Consider the following 20973-nt stretch of genomic DNA (forward strand, 5'->3'; position numbering starts at 1 on the left):
TTGCAACTGGTCACGGCAACTCCGGTACGCCCCGGAGCAGGGTCAGCGCGGAGCGGTCGGAGCTGAGCTGGGACAGCTCGGCGTTGATGAAGTCGGTGAAGAACTCAGCGGGCGACCCGGGGAATCCGGGCTGCTCGTCCGAGTGCCACTGGTGCAGCCACGGCTCGATCTCGGCCAGCCCGGCGAGCAACGGCAGCAGCCGGTGCGCCGGCCACGCCTCCTGCGTCTTTCGGTCGAGGTAGACGGTGGCGAGCGCCTGTGCCTGCTTCAGGTGATCCCACCCGGCCCAGCCGAGCAGCTCACTGCCGTCGTTGTCCCGCCCCGCCTGGGGGTAGGAGATGAACCGCTCCTTCGGCACGTCGAGCTTGCCGCGTGCCCGCCAGTACGACGGCCGGACGAAGTCCGCCGACGTGTACTTCGGCGGCACCTCGATCTCGACCTTCTCCCCCGCGTCCTCCCGGCGCTGCAACGCCCAGGTCCGCTCCCATTGCGCCCGCTTGCGCAGCCCGGACGGCTTGTAGCGCTGCGCCGGCAGGTACGGCACATGCTCGTCGGCGATCAGCAGGCCGACCGTCTTTGTCAGGTCGTAGTTGTCGTGCCCGACCCACAGCTCCAGCACCGCGCGGAGGTCCTGATCGCCGCCGACCCGGTCGGCGAGCTGCGCCACCGACAGCGGCGTCGGCTGCCCGCCCCACAGTTCGGGCGCCTCCAACCGGTCGAGCAGCCAGTCCCGCAGCGCGGCCGACTGCATCTTCTCCCAGCCCTCAGTGGACCAGCGCCGCTTGCACTCCGGCCGCTCAATCAGCCCGACGTGCCGGTTGGACCCGATCGCAGCGATCCGCCGCTCCACCAGCGACCGGTACTCCGCCGGCCAGTGCGGCTGTGGCCGGTCGATCGGCTTGGACCCGTGCCGGTTGAACCACTCGGTCTGCGCCCCGCTGGTGTGCAGCACGATCTCGAAGGCCCGCTCCCCCAGAGCCAGCTCCGGCGGGTTGGCGCAGGTCAGGTCCTCGCCGATCAGCCCGTAGAGCCGGTAGACCTCCCAGTCCAGTTCCTCCTGAAGCGCGATCATCCGCGCCCGCACCGAGTGGTACTCCCGCTCGGCCTCCGCGAGCCGCTGCCGGGTGGGCACCCCAGAGGCGGCAACCGCCGCCGGGGTCAAGCTCGACAGCCGCTGCGCCAGCCCATCCAACTCCCGCGCCCGCTCCAATGGGTACGCCGAAGGCAGCGGAAAGTCCTCCAGCTTGGTACCGGTGAACTCCCACCGATCCATCCACGCCTCGGGCTGAATACCGCGTCCGATCCCGCTACCTGCCTTGCTCTGGCTCACCTGCTTTAACCAGAAGCAGGTGGTCGAGCTGTTCAGCACTCCGAGCAGCCGCAGGTGATCGTCCTCCGTCGCCCCCTCCGGCAACTTGATCACCGGCGCCGACTGCTTGAAGACCTTCCCACCCCGATCCAGCACGAAGTGGTTATGCGTCGCCACAAACGCCATACCGATGCCGAGTGGCACGACGAACCGCTCCGGATGCCATCGGCTCCACTCATACCAGGTGAGGCCGATCTCCTCGTGCGTGCCGTTGGGTTCGCGACGCTGTCGGAGAACTCCCGCGGTAAGCCAGAGGATTCGATGCAGGAATCTGTCACGGAGCGATGCCATCAGCTCGTCGTCGTATGGGAACAGGGCGTCGATGTCCGAGTCGATCACCCAATCCCGCAGAACGTCACCAGCTACGAGGGGAACGACGGCCCGACCTTCCACACCGAACCGGCCCCATGCACCGGTTGGCCCGAAATAGCTGTCGTCTGACCCCGTGTGGGTGACTCTGCCGATCACCGCCACCCGGTCGGCCATCTTCGTCTCCTGCTTGGCAATCTGCGCCATCAGATCCGAAGCGCCGCCACCGGCCAGGCTCCAAGGGTGATGAGCCAACCGGCGGCGCTCCAGCTGGCCACTCGACACCCACTCAGAAGACAAGCGGGGATTGTTCACCTGATCAACGATTGCCGACCACACTCTGCCCTGTGAAGGGTTGGCCGGCATCGAGGGCTCTCCGCGAACTCCCAGGACAGCCAGGATCGTCTCCTGACGACGACGCTTGTTAGCTCGCCCAACGAGGATGACGGTCGGCGTACCGTGGCCGGGGATATAGGCACCCGACGTGTCGATTACCTCAGTCAGCTCAATATTGTGCGCGAAGTAGTCCTCGACGAGCTTCTTTCCAAACTCGCGCTTCATGAAGCCATTGCCCGTGATCTGACCGACGTAGCCAGCACCATCGCCATCCTCGTCGGACCACTTCGCAAGATCAAAGAAGCGCTTGGCGAAGGGAACGGTAAGGGCGTACTGCCGGTGACACACGGTGTTGTAGATGCCGCGATAGAGCTTACTGCGAACGCTGTCCGAGACGGTGATGTAGGGCGGGTTGCCGACCACGACCGTGTACTGATTCTCGGCCAGGTAGTCCTTGAGCAGGTCGGCGTCCTCGCTCTCGTATGCGAAGACCTCCTTGCCCTCGACGGCGGCGAGCAGGTCGCCCTGCGCGCGCGACCGGAACCCGTCCCACGGCAGCAGCGAGTCGCCGGTCGCCACCCGGACCGGGAAGCCGGGGGTGCGTTCCAGCTTGGTCAGGCCACACACCTTCATGGCGGCGATCAGCAGCCGGAACCGGGCGATCGCCACCGCGAACGGGTTGATGTCGACGCCGGTCACCTGGCCGAGCGCCCGCTCGACCAGCACCTTGACGTCGGTGGCCGGCTCCCGGTCCTGCCACTTGCGGACCAGCCGGTGGAACGCACCGAGCAGGAAGTGGCCGGAGCCGCAGGTCGGGTCGATGACGCTGGTTGCGGGGAGGCCGAACTCCTTGACCGCCGGCTCGAAGGTGCGGTCGAGGATGAACTCCTCCACGAACTCCGGCGTCTGCAACAGCGCGTACGTCTTCTTCGCGTGCGTCGACAGGTCCTGGTAGAGGTCGCCCAGGAAGCGGGTGTTCAGGTCGTCGCGGCGCAGTGACTCCTGGCCGGCGCCCCGCCGGAAGAACTCGCTCAGTTCCTCGGCGGCCGGGCCGGAGATGTCGAACCGCCAGACCGGGTTGTGGTGGTCGAAGATCTTGCCGGTGGCCTTCAGCTCGGCAAGGTAACCGAACGCCTCCCGCAACCAGTGTCGGTCGTTGTGCCGGGGGTTGGCGATCAGGTACGCCTGCCGGTGCTGCACCGCCCGCTCGGCCGGCGCGGCCGGGTCGGCCCCGCCGATCCACAGCCCGTCGACCAGCTCGTTGTCCTCGCAGAACCGGACGAACACGCAGCCCAGCACCCAGGCCACCGCCGCCTGGTCGAGCACGTCATCGAGCCAGGTCTCGAAGCTCGCGCCGACCCGCTCGGCGGCCTGCGCCTGCGCGTACTCCTGGCGCAGCTCGGCGCGCAGGCCCGGCGCCTCCGCGACCTGGCCGCGGAGATCTTCCACCAGGGTCTTGACCTGCGCCTGCAGCGCCTTCAGCTCGATCACCGCCAGATTCTACGATCCTGAGTCCCCGGGACTACTCCTCCGCCGAGTCATCGTCGGCGACGCCTTCCAGCCGGTCCCCGAGCGGGACGTCGATCCTCGCCGCGAACGCCCGCAGCCGAGCCTCCAGCAGGATCGTCCGGTCCGCGACGAAAAGGTCAGCCTGCTCCCAGCGCAGGCAGTTCCAGGCCGCCCGCGAGATGCCGTGGCTCTCCAGGATCCGCCGGGCGCCGGCGGAGGTGTACGGGTTGAGCGAACCGTCGTTGGTCAGGCCGCCGTCAACCGCGAGTTCGGCCAGGGATGTCCAGAGTCCGATGCCGGGCACGGTCGGGAACACGAGCCGGTTCGCCGGCTCGGGGTAGCCGGCGAAGACCGGACGGTACGCCTGGGTCGGCCCGGCGGCGATCCGCTGCGCCACGTCGAACTCCTGGCCGAGCGCGTCCCGCCGCTTCGGGAACTCGCCGATCTCCCACGCCACGTACGCCAACGTCCGGGCACTGTTCAGGTTGAACCTGTCCGGCATCGGTTGGACGTCGGCCAGGTCGAGCGTGAGCGTCCCCCGCCGCTCGGCGAAGTCCTGCATCTCGCGCAGCTTCGTGCGCAGGGTGGTGGAGTTCGCCCCGGCGAATGAGCCCGCCCACGAGGTCACCCAGAACCAGCGCCGCAGCTCATGTCGTTGTTCATCGTCCGGCTTCGGGCAGTGGTGGAAGAACTTGGCAAGCACCACGAGCTGGTGCGCGTACGGCAGGAGCTGGGCCAACGGGAGACCCGCCCAGCGGAGGAACTCGACCGCCGCGTGGACCGCCCGTTCCGCATCCGGGACCGCCTCGACGAGCCGGTTCTGCAGCCGCCGCGCCACCGCCTCCCACCGGGGCGTCATCACGTCCTGCTCGCCGGCCAACGCGAGCACGACCCGGAAGAGGGCCAGCCGCGGCAGCTCACCGAAGCCCGTGGCGGCGACCGACTCGGCGATCTCGTCGATCCGACTGGCCAACGTTCGCTGGTTTGTCCGGTGGGTCAGCGCCGAGACCATCTGGTCGGCGTCCATCCGTACGCCCTTGCGGTTGAGCCGGGTGTAGACGTCGACCGCCTGGTCCAGGCCGCCGCCCTGGAGCCGGATCAGGGTGAGCTTGTAGTTCCTGATCCGCTGGGCGACCCGCTCCGCCTCCCGGACCAGATGGTCCGCCCGCTCCCGTCCCACCCGCAGCTCCAAGTTGCGGCTGAAGTTGAGGAAGTCAAGCGTGCTGGCCACCGCGCGCACCGGCAGGTAGTGGTCCGGCGGCGGAGCCGGAGGGGTGCCTGCCCCCCGGTAGTGGCGGTACCGCTCCGAGTCGCTTCGCGGCGTGAGGTCACGGTAGACCCGCCACTTCCACTCCCGCTGATCGTCGGCGCGCGGCGGCCGGCCCAACCGGCGCAGCACCCCGAAGAGGGTGGAGAGCCGCTGGTGCCCGTCGAGCACATAGGAGACCGGGCGTCCGGGCGGGGCATCGGGAATCGCCACCTCGCCGACGTGATCCAGGGACAGCACGTCCTCCGTGGTCTCCCAGAGCAACACACTGCCGATCGGATAACCGCGCTCGATGCTGTCGAAGAGCTCCAGCATCTGCTCGGGCCGCCAGACGTATGGCCGTTGGAACTGGGGCACCCGCAGCAGACCGCTGGCAATGTCCTCCAGCACGTGGTCGAGGTGCAGGACGACGGGTTCCAGCCGGCTCTCGCCCCGGTCGCTCAACATGACGCCAGTGTCCTACAGAATCCGGCGAATCATCGCGAGCACCTGCCGCAGCTCGGCCACGACATCCGGCCCGAGCTCGTGGAAGTCCACCTCGGAGAGCCGGATGTCGTCCGGCATCAACGGAGCCGGCATCTGGCCATCCTTGCCCACGAAGTAGGTCTTGAGGTGGCGGTAACCTCGCTGCTGGGGGACCCACTCGCGAAGCTCCTTGAGCTTCGCTGTCTTGTACGGAAAGTGCCGCTCCCAGACCCGGAACGGCACGTAGTTCTCCACCATCCGCCAGGTGAACATGTGGACGTGCGGCACCCCACCCTGCCGGGCCCGCTGCACCTTCCGCTCGTTCGGGCTCGGCTTGGCGGGGTCCTCCCGGTCACTGTCGATGAGCATCGCGACCCTGACGATCAGGGCAAAGTCGCGGCATTCGTCGGCCGCGAGATCGGCCATCTGCCCGGTGCCGCCGCTGTGACAGAACTTCAACCAGCGCTTCCTGAGTGCGCCCACCACCCGCTCGTCGTTGAGCGCGGCGGCCATTGCCCTGACAAACCCGCCGTCGCCGATCCGGTTCTCCACGACCAGCACAGCTGGCCTACCCAGGTCCTCGGACGCCGGCCCGACATTGGTCGAGGTGATCCGGAACGGCTGGGGACCGTCCTGGGCGGGTGCGGCCGCTCGACCCCGGTCGGCGGCGGCCTCGACCGTCTTCCCAAGCAGCTCCAGCATGGGTAGCCGGATCTGCGCCCCGGCCAGCTCGGCGGCGAACGCCCTCGCCCGCATCGCCGCCGGAGCAGCCGGCCGCCACTCGTGCCGGCCGCGCACGACTAGCTTGAGCAGCTCCAGCACCGGCAGGTGGTCGGCCCCGTCGAACACCTCCACGTCGATGTCAAGAAGCATCGTCAAGCCGCTCCATCTGGGCCGCCGCGAGGGCCCGCACCTCGTGGTAGTCCTGCGAGAAGTAGCCGTCCGGCCAGCTCTCGTCGAGGTTGCCCAACTCGTCGATGTCGACCCGGCGCACCGTCGAGGCCCCGTCGCGCTGCTCGACGACGTAAACCTTGACCATGTCCGCGGTGAAGTCGTTGTCGGCCTCGGCGATACGTCGGCGCAACCGCAGCAGCAACGTCTCGCTGTGCGTCTCGATGAGGAACTGCGTCTTCGTCGCTTTGGCGGTCGCGAGGTAGAGATCCGCCAACTCGGCGTGCGCCGCCGGATGCAGGTGCAGCTCCGGCTCCTCGATGATCTGCAACGCCTCGCTCGGCTCGCCCCGCAGCTCATCGAGCCCGCACTGCACCAGGATCGGCAGCACCTGCGCCAGGCCGGTGCCGGCATCGGCCAGGTTCACCCGCACCTCGCTGCCCCGGCGGGTCAACACGGTGGACCAGAGCGGGCCGGCCGGGATCTCGGCGATCCGCCAGTCCGGCACGATCGTCGCCAACAGCTCATTGACCCGGGCCACCAGCGCCCCGTCGGCCCGCCGGAAGTCGTCGGCGAGGATGCCCGCCGTCCCCTCGCCCTGCGCGCCGAGCACCGTCGGCTTGCCCAGCGGCAGCCGGTGCTGCCGGGCGACCCGTTCCCGATAAGGCCCGAGGTAGCGGATCGGCCCGAGGCTCAGGTCGAGTCGGCCGACGTCCGCCAACTCCGGCACGGCGGCCAGGTCCGGCAGCAGGCCCCGGAAGTCGACCCTACCTACCGTCCGCTTCTCGCCCCGCCACTGGATCTCGTACTCCAGGGTCTCCCCGCGGCGAATCTGCGGTTGCGGTGTCTCGGCGATGCCGTCGATGTCCGGAGTTTCCGGGCGGCCCTGACCGACCAGCCGAGACGCGCTGAACAGCGCCTCCAGCCGCCGGTGCTGGAGGTCCAGGAACGACACGACGGCGCTGTTGATGCTGTCCACGTACTGGATGTCGGCCTCCAGCACGAACCGGTTGCTGCCGTCGACCACCACCCCCAGGCTGATCGGGCGGCCCGTCAGGTGGTCGTGGAAGAGCTCCCGAAAGTCGTCCACCACCTCGGGGCCGAGCCGGTCCAGATCGAGCGGCGCGGTGCTGGTGGTGTTGAAGCCGGTCGCGATCACCAGTGGCGCCCGGGTCAGCACGCTTTTGCCGGAGTTGTTCTTGCCGAGCACGACCGTCACCGGCGCCAACTCGATCTCCTGGCGGTCCCGGAAGCAGCGGTAGTTCTCGAGCACGAGTGTGCGGAGGGGCATTCCAAGATTCCTACCACAGCGCGTGACTACGCGTGGACCCTCCGGATGTCCATATGAGACGCCCGCCGAGCCCGCTACTGCGTCTCGACGGTCAGCGGCCGCTCCCCCACATCGGCCGTTGATGGCTGACGAGGTATGGCAGCATGCTGCGAATCGGTCAGCTTCCGCCAGAGGAATTCCAACATCAGCGCCGAGATGAACGCGTGCTGCTCCGTCAGCAGCCCGCCGTTGCTGCCGCCCTCGATGCCGAGCTGCGCCGGCGTGGTGATCCCCCGCTCGACCAGGTCGGCCGCCACCGCGGCGAAGTCCTCGTACGCCCTGGGCCGGTTCTCCCGCATCGCGGCGCGGTGCCACTCCGGTCCGTACTCCCCGCCGCCCCGGATGTTCGCCACGACATACGTGCCGCCCCGGGCCACCCAACCCCGGCCGATAACCCCGTCATAGTCCGGGGTCTGGGATATCTCATACCCGCCGTACCCCGTGAGCAGGGCCGGCCCGGCGGGCGCGTCCGGCTCCCCCACCACGAAGTACGGCACCCGGGTGCCGTCGGCCAAGGTGGCGAAGAACTGGCGTACGAGGTCGAACTCGCGCGCCACAACCGCGTCCGCACCGCCTCGGGACAAGCTGATCAGGCAACGTTCGTAGTCGGGCCGCCGCACCGTCACGCCGCTCCAGACCCAGTTCTCACCCTCCTCGGCAGCCAACGCGTCGACGTCCAGCAACACGTCCCACTCCGGCGCCGGGCGACGGTACCGCTCAAGGGTGGTCCGGCGGCAGAGCCCACGAGGGTGCGCAGCGTCTCGCCAGAAGCTGTAGCAGTAGCGATCCCCGCGCCATCTCGGATAGGGAATCCGATCGTCGGCGTCCAGGACCTGCCGGATCTCGTCCCGCAGGGTGCCGAAGCGCCCGCCCCCGGTCAGCGCGGCGACGGTCTCCGCGTTGCGGTGCCGCACCCACCCGGCGGCGTCCGCACCGTCCAGGTCCTCCAGCCACAGGTACGGGTCATCACCCTCATCCCTGTCCCACCTCCGCAACTATTCCCGATGGATCTACCCGGTCCAGTCGGATATCTGATGCACCCCAATACCTGCTCGATGCCCCGAGCTGGGGCAGCTCCACGACGTGAAGCTGCCCCAGCTCGCATTTGCTGACGACTTACGGGGCGGTGCCACGCAGCCGCCCCACCCACCAGGAGTGGGTGATCAACATATTGGGGTCATCGCGGCGAACCAGGACCCGCAAGGACGGGGCATTCGCCGACGAGTCGAACACCTCATCGGCCCGCCGGATGTCGGCCTGCTGCAGATGGGCGACATGGCGGAGGGTGTCGAGATCATCCACGGTCGCTCGGGCCGTCTTCTGCCCCGGCTTCGGGATGAGCGCCGCGTACAGGTCGGCGTCCAGGTCGCTCTCGGCGAACTCCAGCAAGGGGTAATAGGAGTTCGCGCTGGCGGTCTGCCGGAGGAACACCACAATTCGGCCCCGATCCGCCCGTCGGTACGCCGAGCGTCCACCCTCTTCGGCGCCGATCACGAAGACATACTCGTTGTCGTCGCGGCGCACCGTATACCGGGTGGCGTCAACGTACGCGGCCTCGCCGGTCGGCCACCGGAAGTTGAAGGATCCCGGGGTCAACGGCCGAGCATCGACAATCGAGAAGTCGATCGAGGCGCGGTCGGCGACCGTCACTGCCTCCTCGACGCCGGGCGGGCCACCCTGGAACGGATGGCCATCGAGCAGAGCATGGATGCGTCCAGATGCCCGAGCGATGTCGCCCAGAAGGGCACGGATCTCGGCAACCGCTTCGTCAGTAAGGTGCACACGAACCTCCAAGGAAAAACTACTTGGAGAATCACTATCTCGCAGTCAGCCTCAGCTGACAACACTTCCTGAAGTAGTTTTTTTACTTAGGGCCGAGCCGGCACCGCCTCGATCCAGTCGTCGGCCAGCCAGAGCGACTGACTGGCGGGCGAGGTCAGCGGCAACTGCATCCCGTCCAGCACTGCGGGCTCAGGGCGGCGGGCCGGCACCAGCAGCAGCCGCGCCGCCGGTCGGGGCCGGGTCGGATCGGACAGTTCCTGGAGCAGCCTGAGCTGCCCGTAGCGGGCCAGCGGCGCCGCCTCGGTGAGCAGTACGTGTCCGTCGGCGGCGGCAATGGCCTCGCTGATCGCCGGCACCACCTGGTGCCGGACCAGGTCCACGAGGCTGCGGAAGTCAGCGTCCAGCGGCGAGCCGTTGTCAGCCGCCACGATCGCCTCCCAGGGGAAGCCGAGCGCGCGCAGCCGGTCCAGCAGGATCGCCGTGACGTCCACTTCGGTCAGGGGCGACCGGGCGAGCAGCGCCCGCCGGGCCGGGCCGAGCCGGCGCAGCGGCGCCAGCACCGCGAGGAAGGCCCGCCGCTCGATCGACGAGGCGAGCTTGTCGCCCACCTCGTCTGCGGCGGAGAGCCCGAGCAACGGGGTGTGGGTGGTGGCCAGCCGGGTGCCGGTCACCGACGCCGCGGTGGTCGCCGGCCCGTAGAACTGCTCCTTCGGATACCAGACCAGCGGAACCTCGGCGACCGCGAGCAGGTCGTTCAGGCCAGTGCGACCGGGGAGCCGCTCGGCCCGGGGGAAGCGGCTGTGGACCCGGTCCCGGATCTGCTGCTCGCCGAGCCGCTGCCCGATCAGGCTGCCCACCGACAGTCGCAGTGCCCGCTCCGCCGACATCCCCACCGGGTAGAGCTGCCCCTGCGCGTTGACATCGACCCGGTCGTTGCTGCCGATCGCCGCGAGCTGCAACAGTCGCAGATCCGCCACCGCCGGCATGCCGGCCGGCACGGGCAGCCGGCGCAGCTCGTCCACCGCGCGTTGCCGGGTCGGCAGCGGGTCGGCGGCTGCCAGCTCCGCGGCCCGGCCGCCCAGCTCCACCACGTACTCGAGGAAGTCGGCGGCGGTGACGTCGGAGGCCGGGTCCTCCGGCTCCCGGCCGACCAGGACGAGGCCGGAGGCGCGGAACCGGTAGGTGGCCACCCGGGCGTCGCCGCCGGTGCTCAGCTCGGCTTCGACGGCAGCCCGGATCAGGCCCACGGCCTGGGGCAGCCGCTTCGGCTCAGCCGTGAATGAGCCGCGGGCCGCGATCAACGCCTGCGCCAACTCCTCGGCGGACATCACCGCGCCACGGGTGTCGAGCAGCGCGACGATCTCGTTGCGCACCGCGTCCAGCGCCGGCTCGCCCAGCCAGATCCTGGCCTGGCTGTTGAGCAACTTGGAGATCTGCGGCTGGCTGCGGCCGGTGGCCCGAGCCGCCTCGCTCTGCGCCGGCCAGCACAGGAACGTGCCATCGTCGGTGGGGGTCTGCCCGAGCAGCACCGCCAGGGTGCGGTGGTTGCGGGAAGTCTTGGGCGGCAGCAGGGTGGCACAGAGCGCCTCGACGCCCTGCGCCACCGGCCGAACCTCGGTGTCGCCCGGCTCGCTCGCGCCAGGCAGCACCGCGCGCAGGGCCCGGGCCTGGGCGAGGATCTCCTTGCGGGTGGCGTCCGGCACCCCCTTGGCCCGGGTCAGCTCCGACGGCTCCGCATCCAGCAGCTCGCCGACGGTGTGCATGCCGAGCCGTTCGAGCGCCGAGCGCGCCCGGGCGGTCAGCTCGGTGGCCTCCAGCGGCGACTCGCGGGTCAGCCCCACCACCGCCGGCACCGGGCCGACCGGCGTCACCGCCGGCTGCGGGACCTGCTGGAAGATCGCTCGCCAGGCGTCGGTCATCTCGTCGACCGTGTCGAACCGGGCCGCCGCGTCCCGGGCCAGCGCCCGGCCGAAGAACTCCACCAGCCGGTCGGCGACCGCCGGGTCGAACGCCGCCTGATCGAGGGTCACCTCGTCGCTGACCGCGGCCGGGTTGGCGTTGTCCCCCCAGCGGGGCAGCGTGCCTGTAGCCATCTCGTAGAGCACGACGGCCGCCGCGAACCGCTCCGCCGCCGCGTCGTAGCGCAGCCGGCGCGGCGGCCCGAGGAACGGGTCGAGGTAGCCGACCGTGCCCGCCCCGATCTGGTCCGCCGGCGTCGACGACAGCGAGAAGTCGAATACGCACAGGTGCGGCTGCTTGTCCTTCGGCCGGGGCCGGGCCGCCAGGTTGGCCGGCTTCAGGTCGCGGTGCCAGACGCCCTGCCCGTCCAGGTAGTTGACGATGTCGAGCAGGTCCCGCCCGTACCGCTCCAGCAGGTCGATCGCGAGCCGGCCGCCCCGTAGCTCCTCGGCGAGAGTCCGCTGCCCGGCGCTCTCCATCAACAGGGCGGTCCGGCCGCCGACCCGCACCGGGCCATCGACCAGCGCGGCCACCTGGTGGTGCTTCAGCCGGCCCAGGGTAGCCGCCTCCGCGGTCAGCCGTTCCTCGTGCTGCTCATCGCGGGCCACCTTCAACACCAGGTCGCGGGAGTCCTCGCCGACCCGCTTCACGAGCAGGGCGACGGCGGTGGCACCGGAGCCCAGCCGCTCCTTCACCTCCAGGCCCCCGTCGAGCAGGTCGCCCCGGTGGGCGGAAAGTGGATCGGCCACCGGCTCCGGCTCCGGCGCGGTCAGCTCCTCCCAGACCTTCTCCAGGCGGTCGCGGATCGCCGACACGCCGCCGAGCCGCTGCGCGGGATCACCCCGGGTCGCGTCGTAGACCAGGGTGACCAGCGTGTGCGGCATGCCGTCGACCGCGGCGTCCAGGTGCAGCCCACTGTCGCGCACCGCAGCGACCAGTTCCTCCGGCGTGGCCGCCGGCGCCGTGCCGGCGAAGATCCGGTACGCCAGCGCGCCGAGCGAGAACACGTCGAGCTGGTGGCCGGGCAGCCGGGTCGCGTTCTCCGCCTCCGGCGCCTGATAGCGGCGGACCTCGTCGTCGAAAAACAGTTCCAGACTGGCCGGATCGCTCGACGGACCGAGCCGGGTGACCTGCGTGGTGCCGGCCAGCCGGCCGCCGGTCTGCCAGTCGGTCACCACCAGCGTCGGACGCGACCCGTCCGCGTCGCCGACATAGATCGCTCGGGGCGAAAGCGCCCGGTGGGCCAGCCGGCGGGAGTGCGCATAGTCGATGATCTCGGCGAGGTCCTGCACCAGTTGCAGGCGCTGGGCCAGGGTCAGCGAGTCACCGCGCCGCACCAGCCACTGGTCGAGGCGTACCCAGTCCTGTTGGTGGTCGAAGACGACCGCCGGTCCCCAGGCGTGCTCGACCAGGTCGTGTGCCCGGGCAACCCCGGGGTGGTGGATGCCCTGCAGCAGGCGGAACTCCCGCTCCGCCGCCTTGCGGATCGCCGGCACCTCGTGCTCGGCGGCCCGGCTGGTCAGGTAGAACCGCACCCGGCGCACCAGCGAGGTGTCCATCGCGTGCCCGGCGAGGAAGTCCTGCCAGCCGAGCCCTTCGGCGAACGGCCTCGGGTGCAGCAGTAGTTGGCCGATCTTGCGGTCGGCGACCGACGGCCGGATCTTGGCGCCCCGGACCAGCTCGACGATCTGCCGCCCCCGCGCCTCGTCGACCCGGTGCGCCGCGTTGCGGGGCTGGGTCAGCAGCAGGTCCTTGAGACCGGGCAGCCCCGAGTCGCGTCCTTCCAGGCCGTAGACGTGCTGCCGGCCGATCGCGTCGAGGCGCTTGGCGTCCATGGCCTTGGCATGCAGGAAGACCGCCGCACCGACGTACGGCGCCTGGGCTTCCCGGCCGTGCTGCCGGGCGTAGTAGCGGATCAGGCTGGCCAGCCGCTTCGCCTTGCGGTTGGCCAGGATGTAGGGATTGTCTTCCGGGATGAGGCGGCTGTTGGGCGCCCGCCGCACCCACTGGGACCCGTCGCCGCGGATCTCCCCCTGCCAGTGCTTCAGCTCCAGCACGTACAGGCCGCTCGGGGTGAGCACCAGGGCGTCGACCTCGTTGATCGAGCCGTCAGCACCGACGAACTCGACGTTGGCCCAGACGTGGTACGGGTCGGTGTCGGGCAGGTAGCCGGCCAGCTCGCGCAACCCGTCCTGCTCGTGGACGTAGGAGCTCGGGTTGATCTGCTCCCACCGCGGCGAGTCCTCCCGCATACGCCGCCCCCTTTACCCCGGCCGTCACCGTTCCAGCTCAGCCATCGCACCTTACCGGTCGGGTGGCGGCTGCATGGAGCGCCAGCGGTTACGTCGCAGCAATCACGTTGTGCACTTGTGTCGATACTTTCCGCATCAATAGACTCCGATCAAGGAACTTTCCCGCCCCTCCGGGAGGTCACCTTGGGCACATCGACGCGTCTCCCCGGACCAAAGCGCGGCGGCTGGACGGGCGCGAAGCACCGGCTGAGCGAATGGGTTCCCGACAACGACAGCAGGCCCGACTCGCTCACCGAGGACGATCGGCGCATCGCCGAAGAAGTGGCCGCCCAGTTCCGCCGAGCGCTTCGTGACGCGCTGCTGGACGATCCGGAGCGGTTCGGCCTCCGCGATGCCGCCCTGGACGCCGGGCAACGGCTCATCGCCGTTCTCGACGGCCTGCGGCGGCCCGATCCCGTGGTGCTCCGTGGCCTGCCAGGGCCGGACCCGGCGGCGTCAGGTGACGAGTTCGTACGACGGTTCGTCTCGGAGGTCGGCGGGGACGGCCGGCTCGTGGTGGACGCCGCCACCCGTCGAGCGGCACGGGAGGTAGCCGAGCGCCTCGTCGATCCGGCCGGCCCGCTGGCCGACACCGCTCGCCCCAAACGAGTTACCGGAGAACTGTTCTGCGCGCTATACCAGCTGTTTTTCGGCGAGTTGGTCGGTGAGTTCGTGCACGTCCTGATCGCGGAGCACATCAAGCTCGCGGTGCCGGTGTTGGCGTTCGATCCCACCGACACCGTGGCGGGCTTCGTCGCGGATCAGGTCGTCAAGCTGTTGCCCGACCCGTGCGGGACGGCAGCGGCGCGTGAACCCGAACGACCACGTTTGGCCGAGGTCGCCCGGGACCTGCTCAGCGAGACCGTCAACGAGGCGCTGGGCCTCGGTGACACCGGGCTGGAGTTCGCGGCATGAGCCAGGTCCAACACGTCTACCACTACACCACCAACGGCCGACCGTCCTTCGAGCGCGGCCGGGTGCCGATCGACCCGAAGCTGCTGGCGGGGGCAGACGTCCAGCTACTTCGAGTGGCTGAGGTTCCGTGGGACCGGCCGATCTGGGCCCAGGATCTACTACAGGTAGCCCGGGCGGTCTTCCTGGCCGACAAGTTGTCCCGGCGGGAGAGCGCCGACGACGGGTGGACCAGGCGAATCGATCTCTCTGTCCAGGTGGCGGAGGCTGACAGCTGGACCGGCCAGGCGCTGATGCTGCTGTCCCGGCTGCTAGGCACCCTGACCGCGGACCATTGGGACATCCGGTTGCACCCACGCGCTGCGGCCTGGCCCCACCAACTGCGGCACCACACCCATCAGCCGGTCGAGGAGGTCGCGCTGTTTTCCGGCGGTCTCGACTCGGCCGCGTATGCGGCTCAGCGATCACGGTCCGCCGGGGGCGATCTTCTGCTCGTCTCGTACTACGAACCGCAGTGGGCGACGCAGCAGAAGCGGGTCTTCACGGCGATCGACGACCTGTCCCTGCGAACTGTCCGGCAATCCAAGTCGCCTCAGCAGATCAGGGCTCGACAGCCGCTCGAATTGTCGACCCGGAGCCGAGGCCTGCTCTACGCGGCGACCGCCGTCTACCTCGCCGCCGCCCACGAGGTGTCCCAGGTCGCGGTGCCGGAAAACGGACAGCTGGCACTCAATCCCGCCCTGACACCCGCGCGCGTCGCCGCCTGCTCCACCCGGTCCGTACATCCCCACACGCTGAGCCTGCTCAACCAACTCATCCGCGTGCTGGGTGGATCGGTCACGGTGATGAACCCGTACCTGCACCTCACCAAGGGCGAGGTCTGCCGACGAGCGCTGGAGGCAGGGTTGCCTCCAGCGACGCTGAGCAGCGTCACGCTGAGTTGCGGCCGCCCGCCCCGGGGCCGAACCGGGCTGCACTGCGGGCACTGCTACCCGTGCCTGGTACGCCACTCCGGCCTGCTCGCCGCCTTGGACAGCGACGACACACCGTACGCGGAGGATGTCTGGTCGGTCGGGGACGAGCCAGCCGCTTCAGCAGACCGGCGGGCGCTGCGGCGCTGGCTGACCTACCCCTTCGGGGTTCGCGACCTGATCACCGACATGCCGGTGCCGGACACGGCTGACCTGGCACCGCTCGTCGACGTCGTCCGTCGAGGACGAATGGAACTGGCGAACATGTTCAGACAGCACGGACAGCCAGTCGCCCAGGCAAAAGGGTGACTTTCCGCCCTGGTGTGGGGGACGGATGCCCGGGTATGACGGACTCATGAGGGCAAGCTTCCGGCTTGGCCGGGTCGCGGGGGTACCCGTCGGGGTCAACTGGAGCGTCCTGGTCATCTTCCTGCTCATCGCGTGGGGCCTGGCCGCGAACCAGTTCCCCCGCGCCTACCCGGACCGGCCGGTCGTCGCGTACGTCGCGGCCGGCCTGGCCGCCGCGGTGGTTTTCTTCCTCGGCCTGCTGGCGCACGAGGTGGCGCACGCCGTGGTGGCCAAACGCAACGGCATCGAGGTCGAGGGGATCACGCTCTGGCTCTTCGGCGGGGTCTCCGAGCTCAAGGGCGAGGCCCGGGACCCGGGCGCCGAGCTGCGCATCGCCGGCGTCGGCCCGCTGGTCAGCCTGATCATCGGCCTGTTCTTCGGGGCGATCGCCGTGCTGCTGGCCGTGGCCGGCGCGCACGGCCTGCTGCTCGGCGCGGTGTCCTGGCTGGCCGGCATCAACGTGCTGCTGGCGGTCTTCAACGTGCTGCCGGCCGCCCCGCTGGACGGGGGGCGGGTGCTACGCGCCGCGGTGTGGAAGGCCACCGGCGACCGGACCAGGGCGGCCGTGGTGGCGGCCCGCGCCGGTTGGATCCTCGGCGTACTGCTGATCGGGCTGGGGCTGTGGCAGTTCCTGGTCGGCGCCGGGGTGGGCGGGCTCTGGCTGGCCCTGATCGGCTGGTTCCTGATCGGCGCGGCCGGGGTGGAGGAGCGCCAGGCCCGGATGGGCAGCGCGCTGCGCGGGGTACGCGTGGCCGACGTGATGACCCCGCAGCCGCAGACCGCGTCCGGGGAGATGACCGTGGCCGACTTCGTCGACCACTACCTGTTCGCGTACCGGCACTCGGCGCTGCCGCTGACCGAGGACGGGCGGCCGGTCGGCCTGGTCACCCTCGACCGGGTACGCGGCATCCCGGCCGACCGCCGGGCCGGCACCACGCTGGCCGAGGTGTCCTGCCGGGCCGACGAACTGGTGCTCGCGTCCCCGGACGAGCAGCTCTCCGACCTGCTCCCCCGGCTCAGCGAGTGCGCCGACGGCCGGGCGCTGGTGGTCACCGACCAGCGGCTGGTGGGCATTGTCTCGCCGAGCGACATCAGCCGGGCGGTGCAGCGCGGCAGCCTGCGCGAGCAGATGGCCGGCACCCACCGCTAGTCAGGGCGGGCGGCCGGGCGACGTGCGGCGGGTCGGCGGCGAGGTCTGGCCTCCGGGAGGCGGTCAGGCCCAGGTCGGCAGGGTGAGGATCTCGGCCCCGTCGTCGGTGATGGCGATGGTGTGCTCGCTGTGCGCCGTGCGGCAGCCGGTCGCGCTGCGCAACGTCCAGCCGTCGGCGTCGGTGACCAGTTCGGCGGTGTCCGCCATGACCCAGGGTTCCAGCGCCAGCAGGAGGCCGGGGCGCAGCCGGTAGCCGCGACCGGGCCGTCCGGTGTTCGGCACGTGCGGGTCCTGGTGCATCGTCGACCCGACGCCGTGCCCGCCGAACTCGGTGTTGACGCTGTAGCCCGCCGCGTTGAGCACCGAGCCGATGGCGTACGAGACGTCGCCGATGTGGACGCCCGGTCCGGCTGCGGCGATGCCGGCGCGCAGTGCGCGCTCGGTCGCGTCGATCAGCGCGACGCTCTCCGTCGGCCTCGATTCGCCGACCAGGAAGCTGATCGCGGAGTCCGCGACGACTCCGCCGCGGGCGACCGCGAGGTCGAGGCTCAGCAGATCACCGTCGACGAGCCGGTAGTCGTGGGGCAGCCCGTGCAGCACGGCATCGTTGACCGAGGTGCAGATGTAGTGGCCGAACGGGCCGCGCCCGAAGGGCGGCTCGTAGTCGACGTAGCACGACTGGCCGCCGGCCTCCACGATCATGGACTGGGCCCAGCGGTCGATGTCCAGCAGGTTCGTGCCCACCGCGCAGCGGTTCCGCAGCTCCCGCAGGATGTCGGCGACCAGGGCACCGGCCTGCCGGGCCCGGGGCAGCTCGGTGGGGTTCAGGATCTCGATCATGTGACGCCTACTCGTTCGGCAAATAAATATCCCGGCCATATTATCCCGGTACTAGAATCGCAGCCATGGTCAGGTTGCCGCTCACCCCCGCGGAGGTCGAACGCGGTCAGCGTCTCGGCGCTCTGCTGCGTCGCGCCCGGGGCGGGCGTTCGATGCTCGGCACCGCGCTGGACGCGGGCGTCTCGCCGGAGACGCTCCGGAAGATCGAGTCCGGCCGGGTGGCCACCCCCGCCTTCCCGACCATCGCCGCGATCGCCGACGTCCTCGGCCTCTCCCTCGACGCGGTCTGGGCGGAGATCAACCAGCCGGCCGCCGGGGTCGAACTCGCCCGACCGGCCCGCCACCCGGGTCAGCGCCTCGCCTCCTGAGCGGCCTGGGCCGCCGGCAGCCCTTCCGGACGCGCGGATCGCGGCTACTTGTTTCATTGGCCTGCGACCGTGGCCCGGCCCGGACGTCGTGACGCGGGCCTGGTGCCGGATCATTGGTTCGTGACGAGCCGGGAACACGGGGATCTGCAGTTCGTTCGTGCGACGTCAGCCGAGGTGGCGCAGGTCGTGGCGGTACTCGACCACGCCGCGGCTTGGCTGATGGCCGCTGGCATCCGGCAATGGCCCGATCGATTCGATACCGAGTGGATAACGCCGTCCGTCGAACGCGGCGAGACCTGGCTGGTACGGGCCGGCGGTCGCGCGGCGGGAACGGTGACGCTGGACTGGTCCGACCCTCTGTGGAGCGACTGCGCGGGCAGAGCTGGATATGTGCACCGCATGGCGGTGGAACGGTGGGCCGCGGGTACGGGACGCGCCATCGTGGCCTGGGCTGTCGATCAAGCGCGCGGCCACGACGCCGTTGCGCTGCGGCTCGACTGCGTGGCCGGCAATCCTGGATTGCGGGCCTACTACGAGGCCATTGGCTTTCACCACCGCGGTGATGTCGAAGTCGGGGGTGCACCGGGTCAGCGCAGCGACGGCGGCATGCGAACGCTCGTCAGTCGTTACGAGCTACCGCTCTGACGACATCCGTCTTTCCGCGTGGACGACTTCGCGGGAGTGTCTGCTAGTCACGCGGGAAGTAGCGGTCCAGTTCGTCGGTGCGGAACGTCCCGGCCGGGTCGACCTCGCGGAGCAGTGCGCGGAAGTCGTCGTACCGGGGATAGCTGGCGGCCGGGTCGCGCGCGAAGAGCTTGCCCCAGTGCGGGCGCGGCGCGAACGGGGCCAGCAGCTGCTCCACCTCGGCCAGTACCGGCGCCACCGCCACCGGGTCGCCGATCCAGGTGAAGTGGAAGGCGACGCTGTCCCGCTCGTAGTTGGGGCTCAGCCAGAGCCGGTCGGCGGCGATCGTGCGCAGCTCGCAGATCTGCAGCACGGCGGCGATCCGCGCGGCGGCCGGTTCCAGCGCGGCGAGCGCCGCGCCGGCGTCCGCGCGGTCGACGTGCCACTCGGACTGCAGCTCGTCGCCGCTGCTCGGGGTGAAGCCGAGCCGGAAGTGCGGCAGCCGCTCGTGCCACGGCCCGGCCTCGCCGAGCTGGACGGTGCAGTTCTGGGCCGGCATGCCGGGCACCGGGTGCACCGGCACGTCGGCGGCGACCGTGTCCAGCCAGTCCGCCGGGGGCGGTGGCTGGTCGGCGCGCTGTTTGAGCCACACCTGGTCGAGCCGGTCCGAACGCCAGTCGGTGAAGACGCTCGCGCTGTACGCCCCGTCCAGCGCGTCGTCCAGCGCCGCCCGGGGCAGGCCGAGCCGGACGTACTGCCGGATGTCGAAGGTGGGCAGCACGTCCAGGGTGACCCGGGTGACCACGCCCAGCGCGCCGAGGCCGACCACCATGCCGGCGAACCGGGGGTCGGCGCGGTCCACGGTGAGCAGGCCACCGTCGGCGGTGACCAGCTCCAGGGCGGCCACGGCGGTGGCCAGGTTGCCGTTGGCCCGGCCGGAGCCGTGGGTGGCGGTGGCGACCGCGCCGGCCACCGAGATGTGCGGCAGCGAGGCGAGGTTCGCCAGCGCGTACCCGTCGGCGTGCAGGCGGGTCGCGACGTCGCCGTAGCGCAGGCCGGCGGTGACCGTGACGGTGCCCCGGTCGCGGTCGAGCGCCACGGCGGGCGGCAGGCCGGTCACCGAGATCAGGTCGCCGGTGGTGTCGCCGATCCGGTTGAAGGCGTGGCCGGTGCCGACCGCGCGGACCCGCTCGGCGCCGGCCACCAGCCGGCGCAGCTCGTCCACGCTGGTCGGCCGGTGCCGGCGGGCGGCCCGGTAGCGGACGTTGCCGGCCCAGTTGCGGTCCGCGCCGCGCTCCGGCGTCTCGGTGGTGGTCGGCGGGCGGGATGCGGCGGCGTCGGTCACGCGGGGGTCGTCCGATCGGTCGACGTGTCAGTGTCGGTCAGGGCGGCGCAGAGCGCGTCGAGCGCCCGCTCCACCTGGTCGGTCTGGTAACCCCGGAGCGCCACCAGCAGGCCGGCGGACCGGGCCTGCTCGATCTCGGCCCGGGCGGCCAGCCGCCGCGCCGGGTCGTCGGAGGCGAGCGCCTCCCGACCGAGGGCGATCAGCCGGTCCACCGCGCGGACATCGTACCCGCGCAGCCCGATGGTGAAGTCGATCTCCGCACCGCTGCGCAGCGCCGCCACGGGGCCCCGGGCGTCGGTGAAGCGCCCGCCGGACCAGCGGGCCAACGCCGCCGCCACCTCGTCGGGGCTCTCCCGCACCTGGGTCAGGTCGAGCAGTTCGACGGCGGCACGCCCGTCGCCCGGGTAGCGGGCGGTGGTCCGCGCCGCCGGCGGGCAGGCCGCCGAGGGCAGCCCGAGCAGGCGGCCCGCGTCGTCGAGGGCGAGCGCCTCGAACTGCTCCCACCGGTACGTCCCGCGCAGCCCCGGGCGCCGCACCACCAGCCCGTCCGGCCCGATCCCGAAGCGGAACGGCCGCAGCGCGCCGACCAGCACCGCGCCCCCGATCAGGATGGCGCCCACGGCGACCAGCCGGCGCAGCAGTCCGCTACCAGCCAGGGCGAGGACCATCGCCCCGCCCAGCACGCAGGCGCTCGCCAGCGGCAGGGCCCCTCGGCTCCGGTGCAGCTCCACGTCTCATCCCGTCGTCGGCGCCGGTCGTCCGGGTGCATCATCCGTCAAACTGTCAAACCGCGGGTGCCCCGGCCCGGCGCGGGGGACGCTGGACGGATGAGCAGCTACCGTGACCCGGCCCTGCGCGGCGACGCGTTCCCGTCCGGCGCGGAGCCGGAGCCGACCGGGCTGGACCC

15 protein-coding genes are annotated in these 20973 nt (G+C 70.7%); 5 read left to right on the forward strand and 10 right to left on the reverse strand.

Going from position 1 to position 20973, the window contains the following annotated elements:
• Positions 1-10 precede the first annotated feature (10 nt).
• From pglX to pglW, 7 genes are all read right to left on the reverse strand, one after another.
• The gene (pglX, locus tag ACIBPB_RS10710; protein WP_396839310.1) at positions 11-3505 is read right to left on the reverse strand and encodes a BREX-2 system adenine-specific DNA-methyltransferase PglX; all 3495 of its coding nucleotides are present in this window, start codon (positions 3503-3505) and stop codon (positions 11-13) included.
• Between the two features lie 31 nt (positions 3506-3536).
• On the reverse strand, positions 3537-5237 hold the full coding sequence (locus ACIBPB_RS10715) for a DUF262 domain-containing protein (protein ID WP_396839311.1): 1701 nt from the start codon (positions 5235-5237) through the stop codon (positions 3537-3539).
• Positions 5238-5249: 12 nt separating this feature from the next.
• The gene (locus ACIBPB_RS10720; protein WP_396839312.1) at positions 5250-6110 is read right to left on the reverse strand and encodes a hypothetical protein; all 861 of its coding nucleotides are present in this window, start codon (positions 6108-6110) and stop codon (positions 5250-5252) included.
• A gap of 7 nt (positions 6111-6117) precedes the next feature.
• Entirely contained in the window at positions 6118-7437 is a 1320-nt protein-coding gene (locus ACIBPB_RS10725; protein WP_396839313.1) for a DUF3696 domain-containing protein, read from the reverse strand.
• A gap of 74 nt (positions 7438-7511) precedes the next feature.
• Entirely contained in the window at positions 7512-8471 is a 960-nt protein-coding gene (locus ACIBPB_RS10730) for a prolyl oligopeptidase family serine peptidase (RefSeq protein ID WP_396839315.1), read from the reverse strand.
• 121 nt (positions 8472-8592) lie between these two features.
• Positions 8593-9270, reverse strand: a complete 678-nt coding sequence (locus ACIBPB_RS10735; protein WP_396839316.1) for a hypothetical protein — start codon at positions 9268-9270, stop codon at positions 8593-8595.
• A gap of 74 nt (positions 9271-9344) precedes the next feature.
• Entirely contained in the window at positions 9345-13469 is a 4125-nt protein-coding gene (gene pglW / locus ACIBPB_RS10740; RefSeq protein WP_396839317.1) for a BREX system serine/threonine kinase PglW, read from the reverse strand.
• A gap of 183 nt (positions 13470-13652) precedes the next feature.
• Here pglW and ACIBPB_RS10745 point away from each other — a divergent pair, with 183 nt between their 5' ends.
• Genes ACIBPB_RS10745 through ACIBPB_RS10755 form a run of 3 tightly spaced genes read left to right on the forward strand, consistent with a single transcriptional unit; the run spans position 13653 to position 16889 of the window.
• Positions 13653-14423: a hypothetical protein gene (locus tag ACIBPB_RS10745; protein ID WP_396839318.1), complete on the forward strand. Its 771-nt coding sequence runs from the start codon at positions 13653-13655 to the stop codon at positions 14421-14423.
• Positions 14420-15700: a 7-cyano-7-deazaguanine synthase gene (locus ACIBPB_RS10750; protein ID WP_396839319.1), complete on the forward strand. Its 1281-nt coding sequence runs from the start codon at positions 14420-14422 to the stop codon at positions 15698-15700. Before ACIBPB_RS10745 ends, ACIBPB_RS10750 begins: the two co-directional genes overlap by 4 nt.
• A gap of 46 nt (positions 15701-15746) precedes the next feature.
• Positions 15747-16889, forward strand: a complete 1143-nt coding sequence (locus ACIBPB_RS10755) for a site-2 protease family protein (protein ID WP_396839320.1) — start codon at positions 15747-15749, stop codon at positions 16887-16889.
• A gap of 63 nt (positions 16890-16952) precedes the next feature.
• Here ACIBPB_RS10755 and map read toward each other — a convergent pair whose 3' ends face one another.
• Complete coding sequence (gene map, locus ACIBPB_RS10760) at positions 16953-17729, reverse strand: type I methionyl aminopeptidase (protein WP_396839321.1); 777 nt, start codon at positions 17727-17729, stop codon at positions 16953-16955.
• A 65-nt stretch (positions 17730-17794) separates the two neighbouring features.
• Here map and ACIBPB_RS10765 point away from each other — a divergent pair, with 65 nt between their 5' ends.
• Entirely contained in the window at positions 17795-18097 is a 303-nt protein-coding gene (locus ACIBPB_RS10765; protein ID WP_396839323.1) for a helix-turn-helix domain-containing protein, read from the forward strand.
• Between the two features lie 120 nt (positions 18098-18217).
• Positions 18218-18742 (forward strand): GNAT family N-acetyltransferase, encoded by a 525-nt coding sequence (locus ACIBPB_RS10770; RefSeq protein ID WP_396839324.1) that lies wholly within the window; start codon positions 18218-18220, stop codon positions 18740-18742.
• Positions 18743-18785: 43 nt separating this feature from the next.
• On the opposite strand, the gene ACIBPB_RS10775 is transcribed toward ACIBPB_RS10770, so the two are convergent.
• Positions 18786-20066, reverse strand: a complete 1281-nt coding sequence (locus ACIBPB_RS10775) for an FAD-binding protein (protein ID WP_396839325.1) — start codon at positions 20064-20066, stop codon at positions 18786-18788.
• Positions 20063-20797, reverse strand: coding sequence for a hypothetical protein (locus tag ACIBPB_RS10780; RefSeq protein WP_396839326.1), 735 nt, complete (start codon positions 20795-20797; stop codon positions 20063-20065). Before ACIBPB_RS10780 ends, ACIBPB_RS10775 begins: the two co-directional genes overlap by 4 nt.
• Between the last annotated feature and the right edge of the window lie 176 nt (positions 20798-20973).

This window comes from Micromonospora sp. NPDC049836 (assembly GCF_044465125.1).
Taxonomy (GTDB): domain Bacteria; phylum Actinomycetota; class Actinomycetes; order Mycobacteriales; family Micromonosporaceae; genus Micromonospora.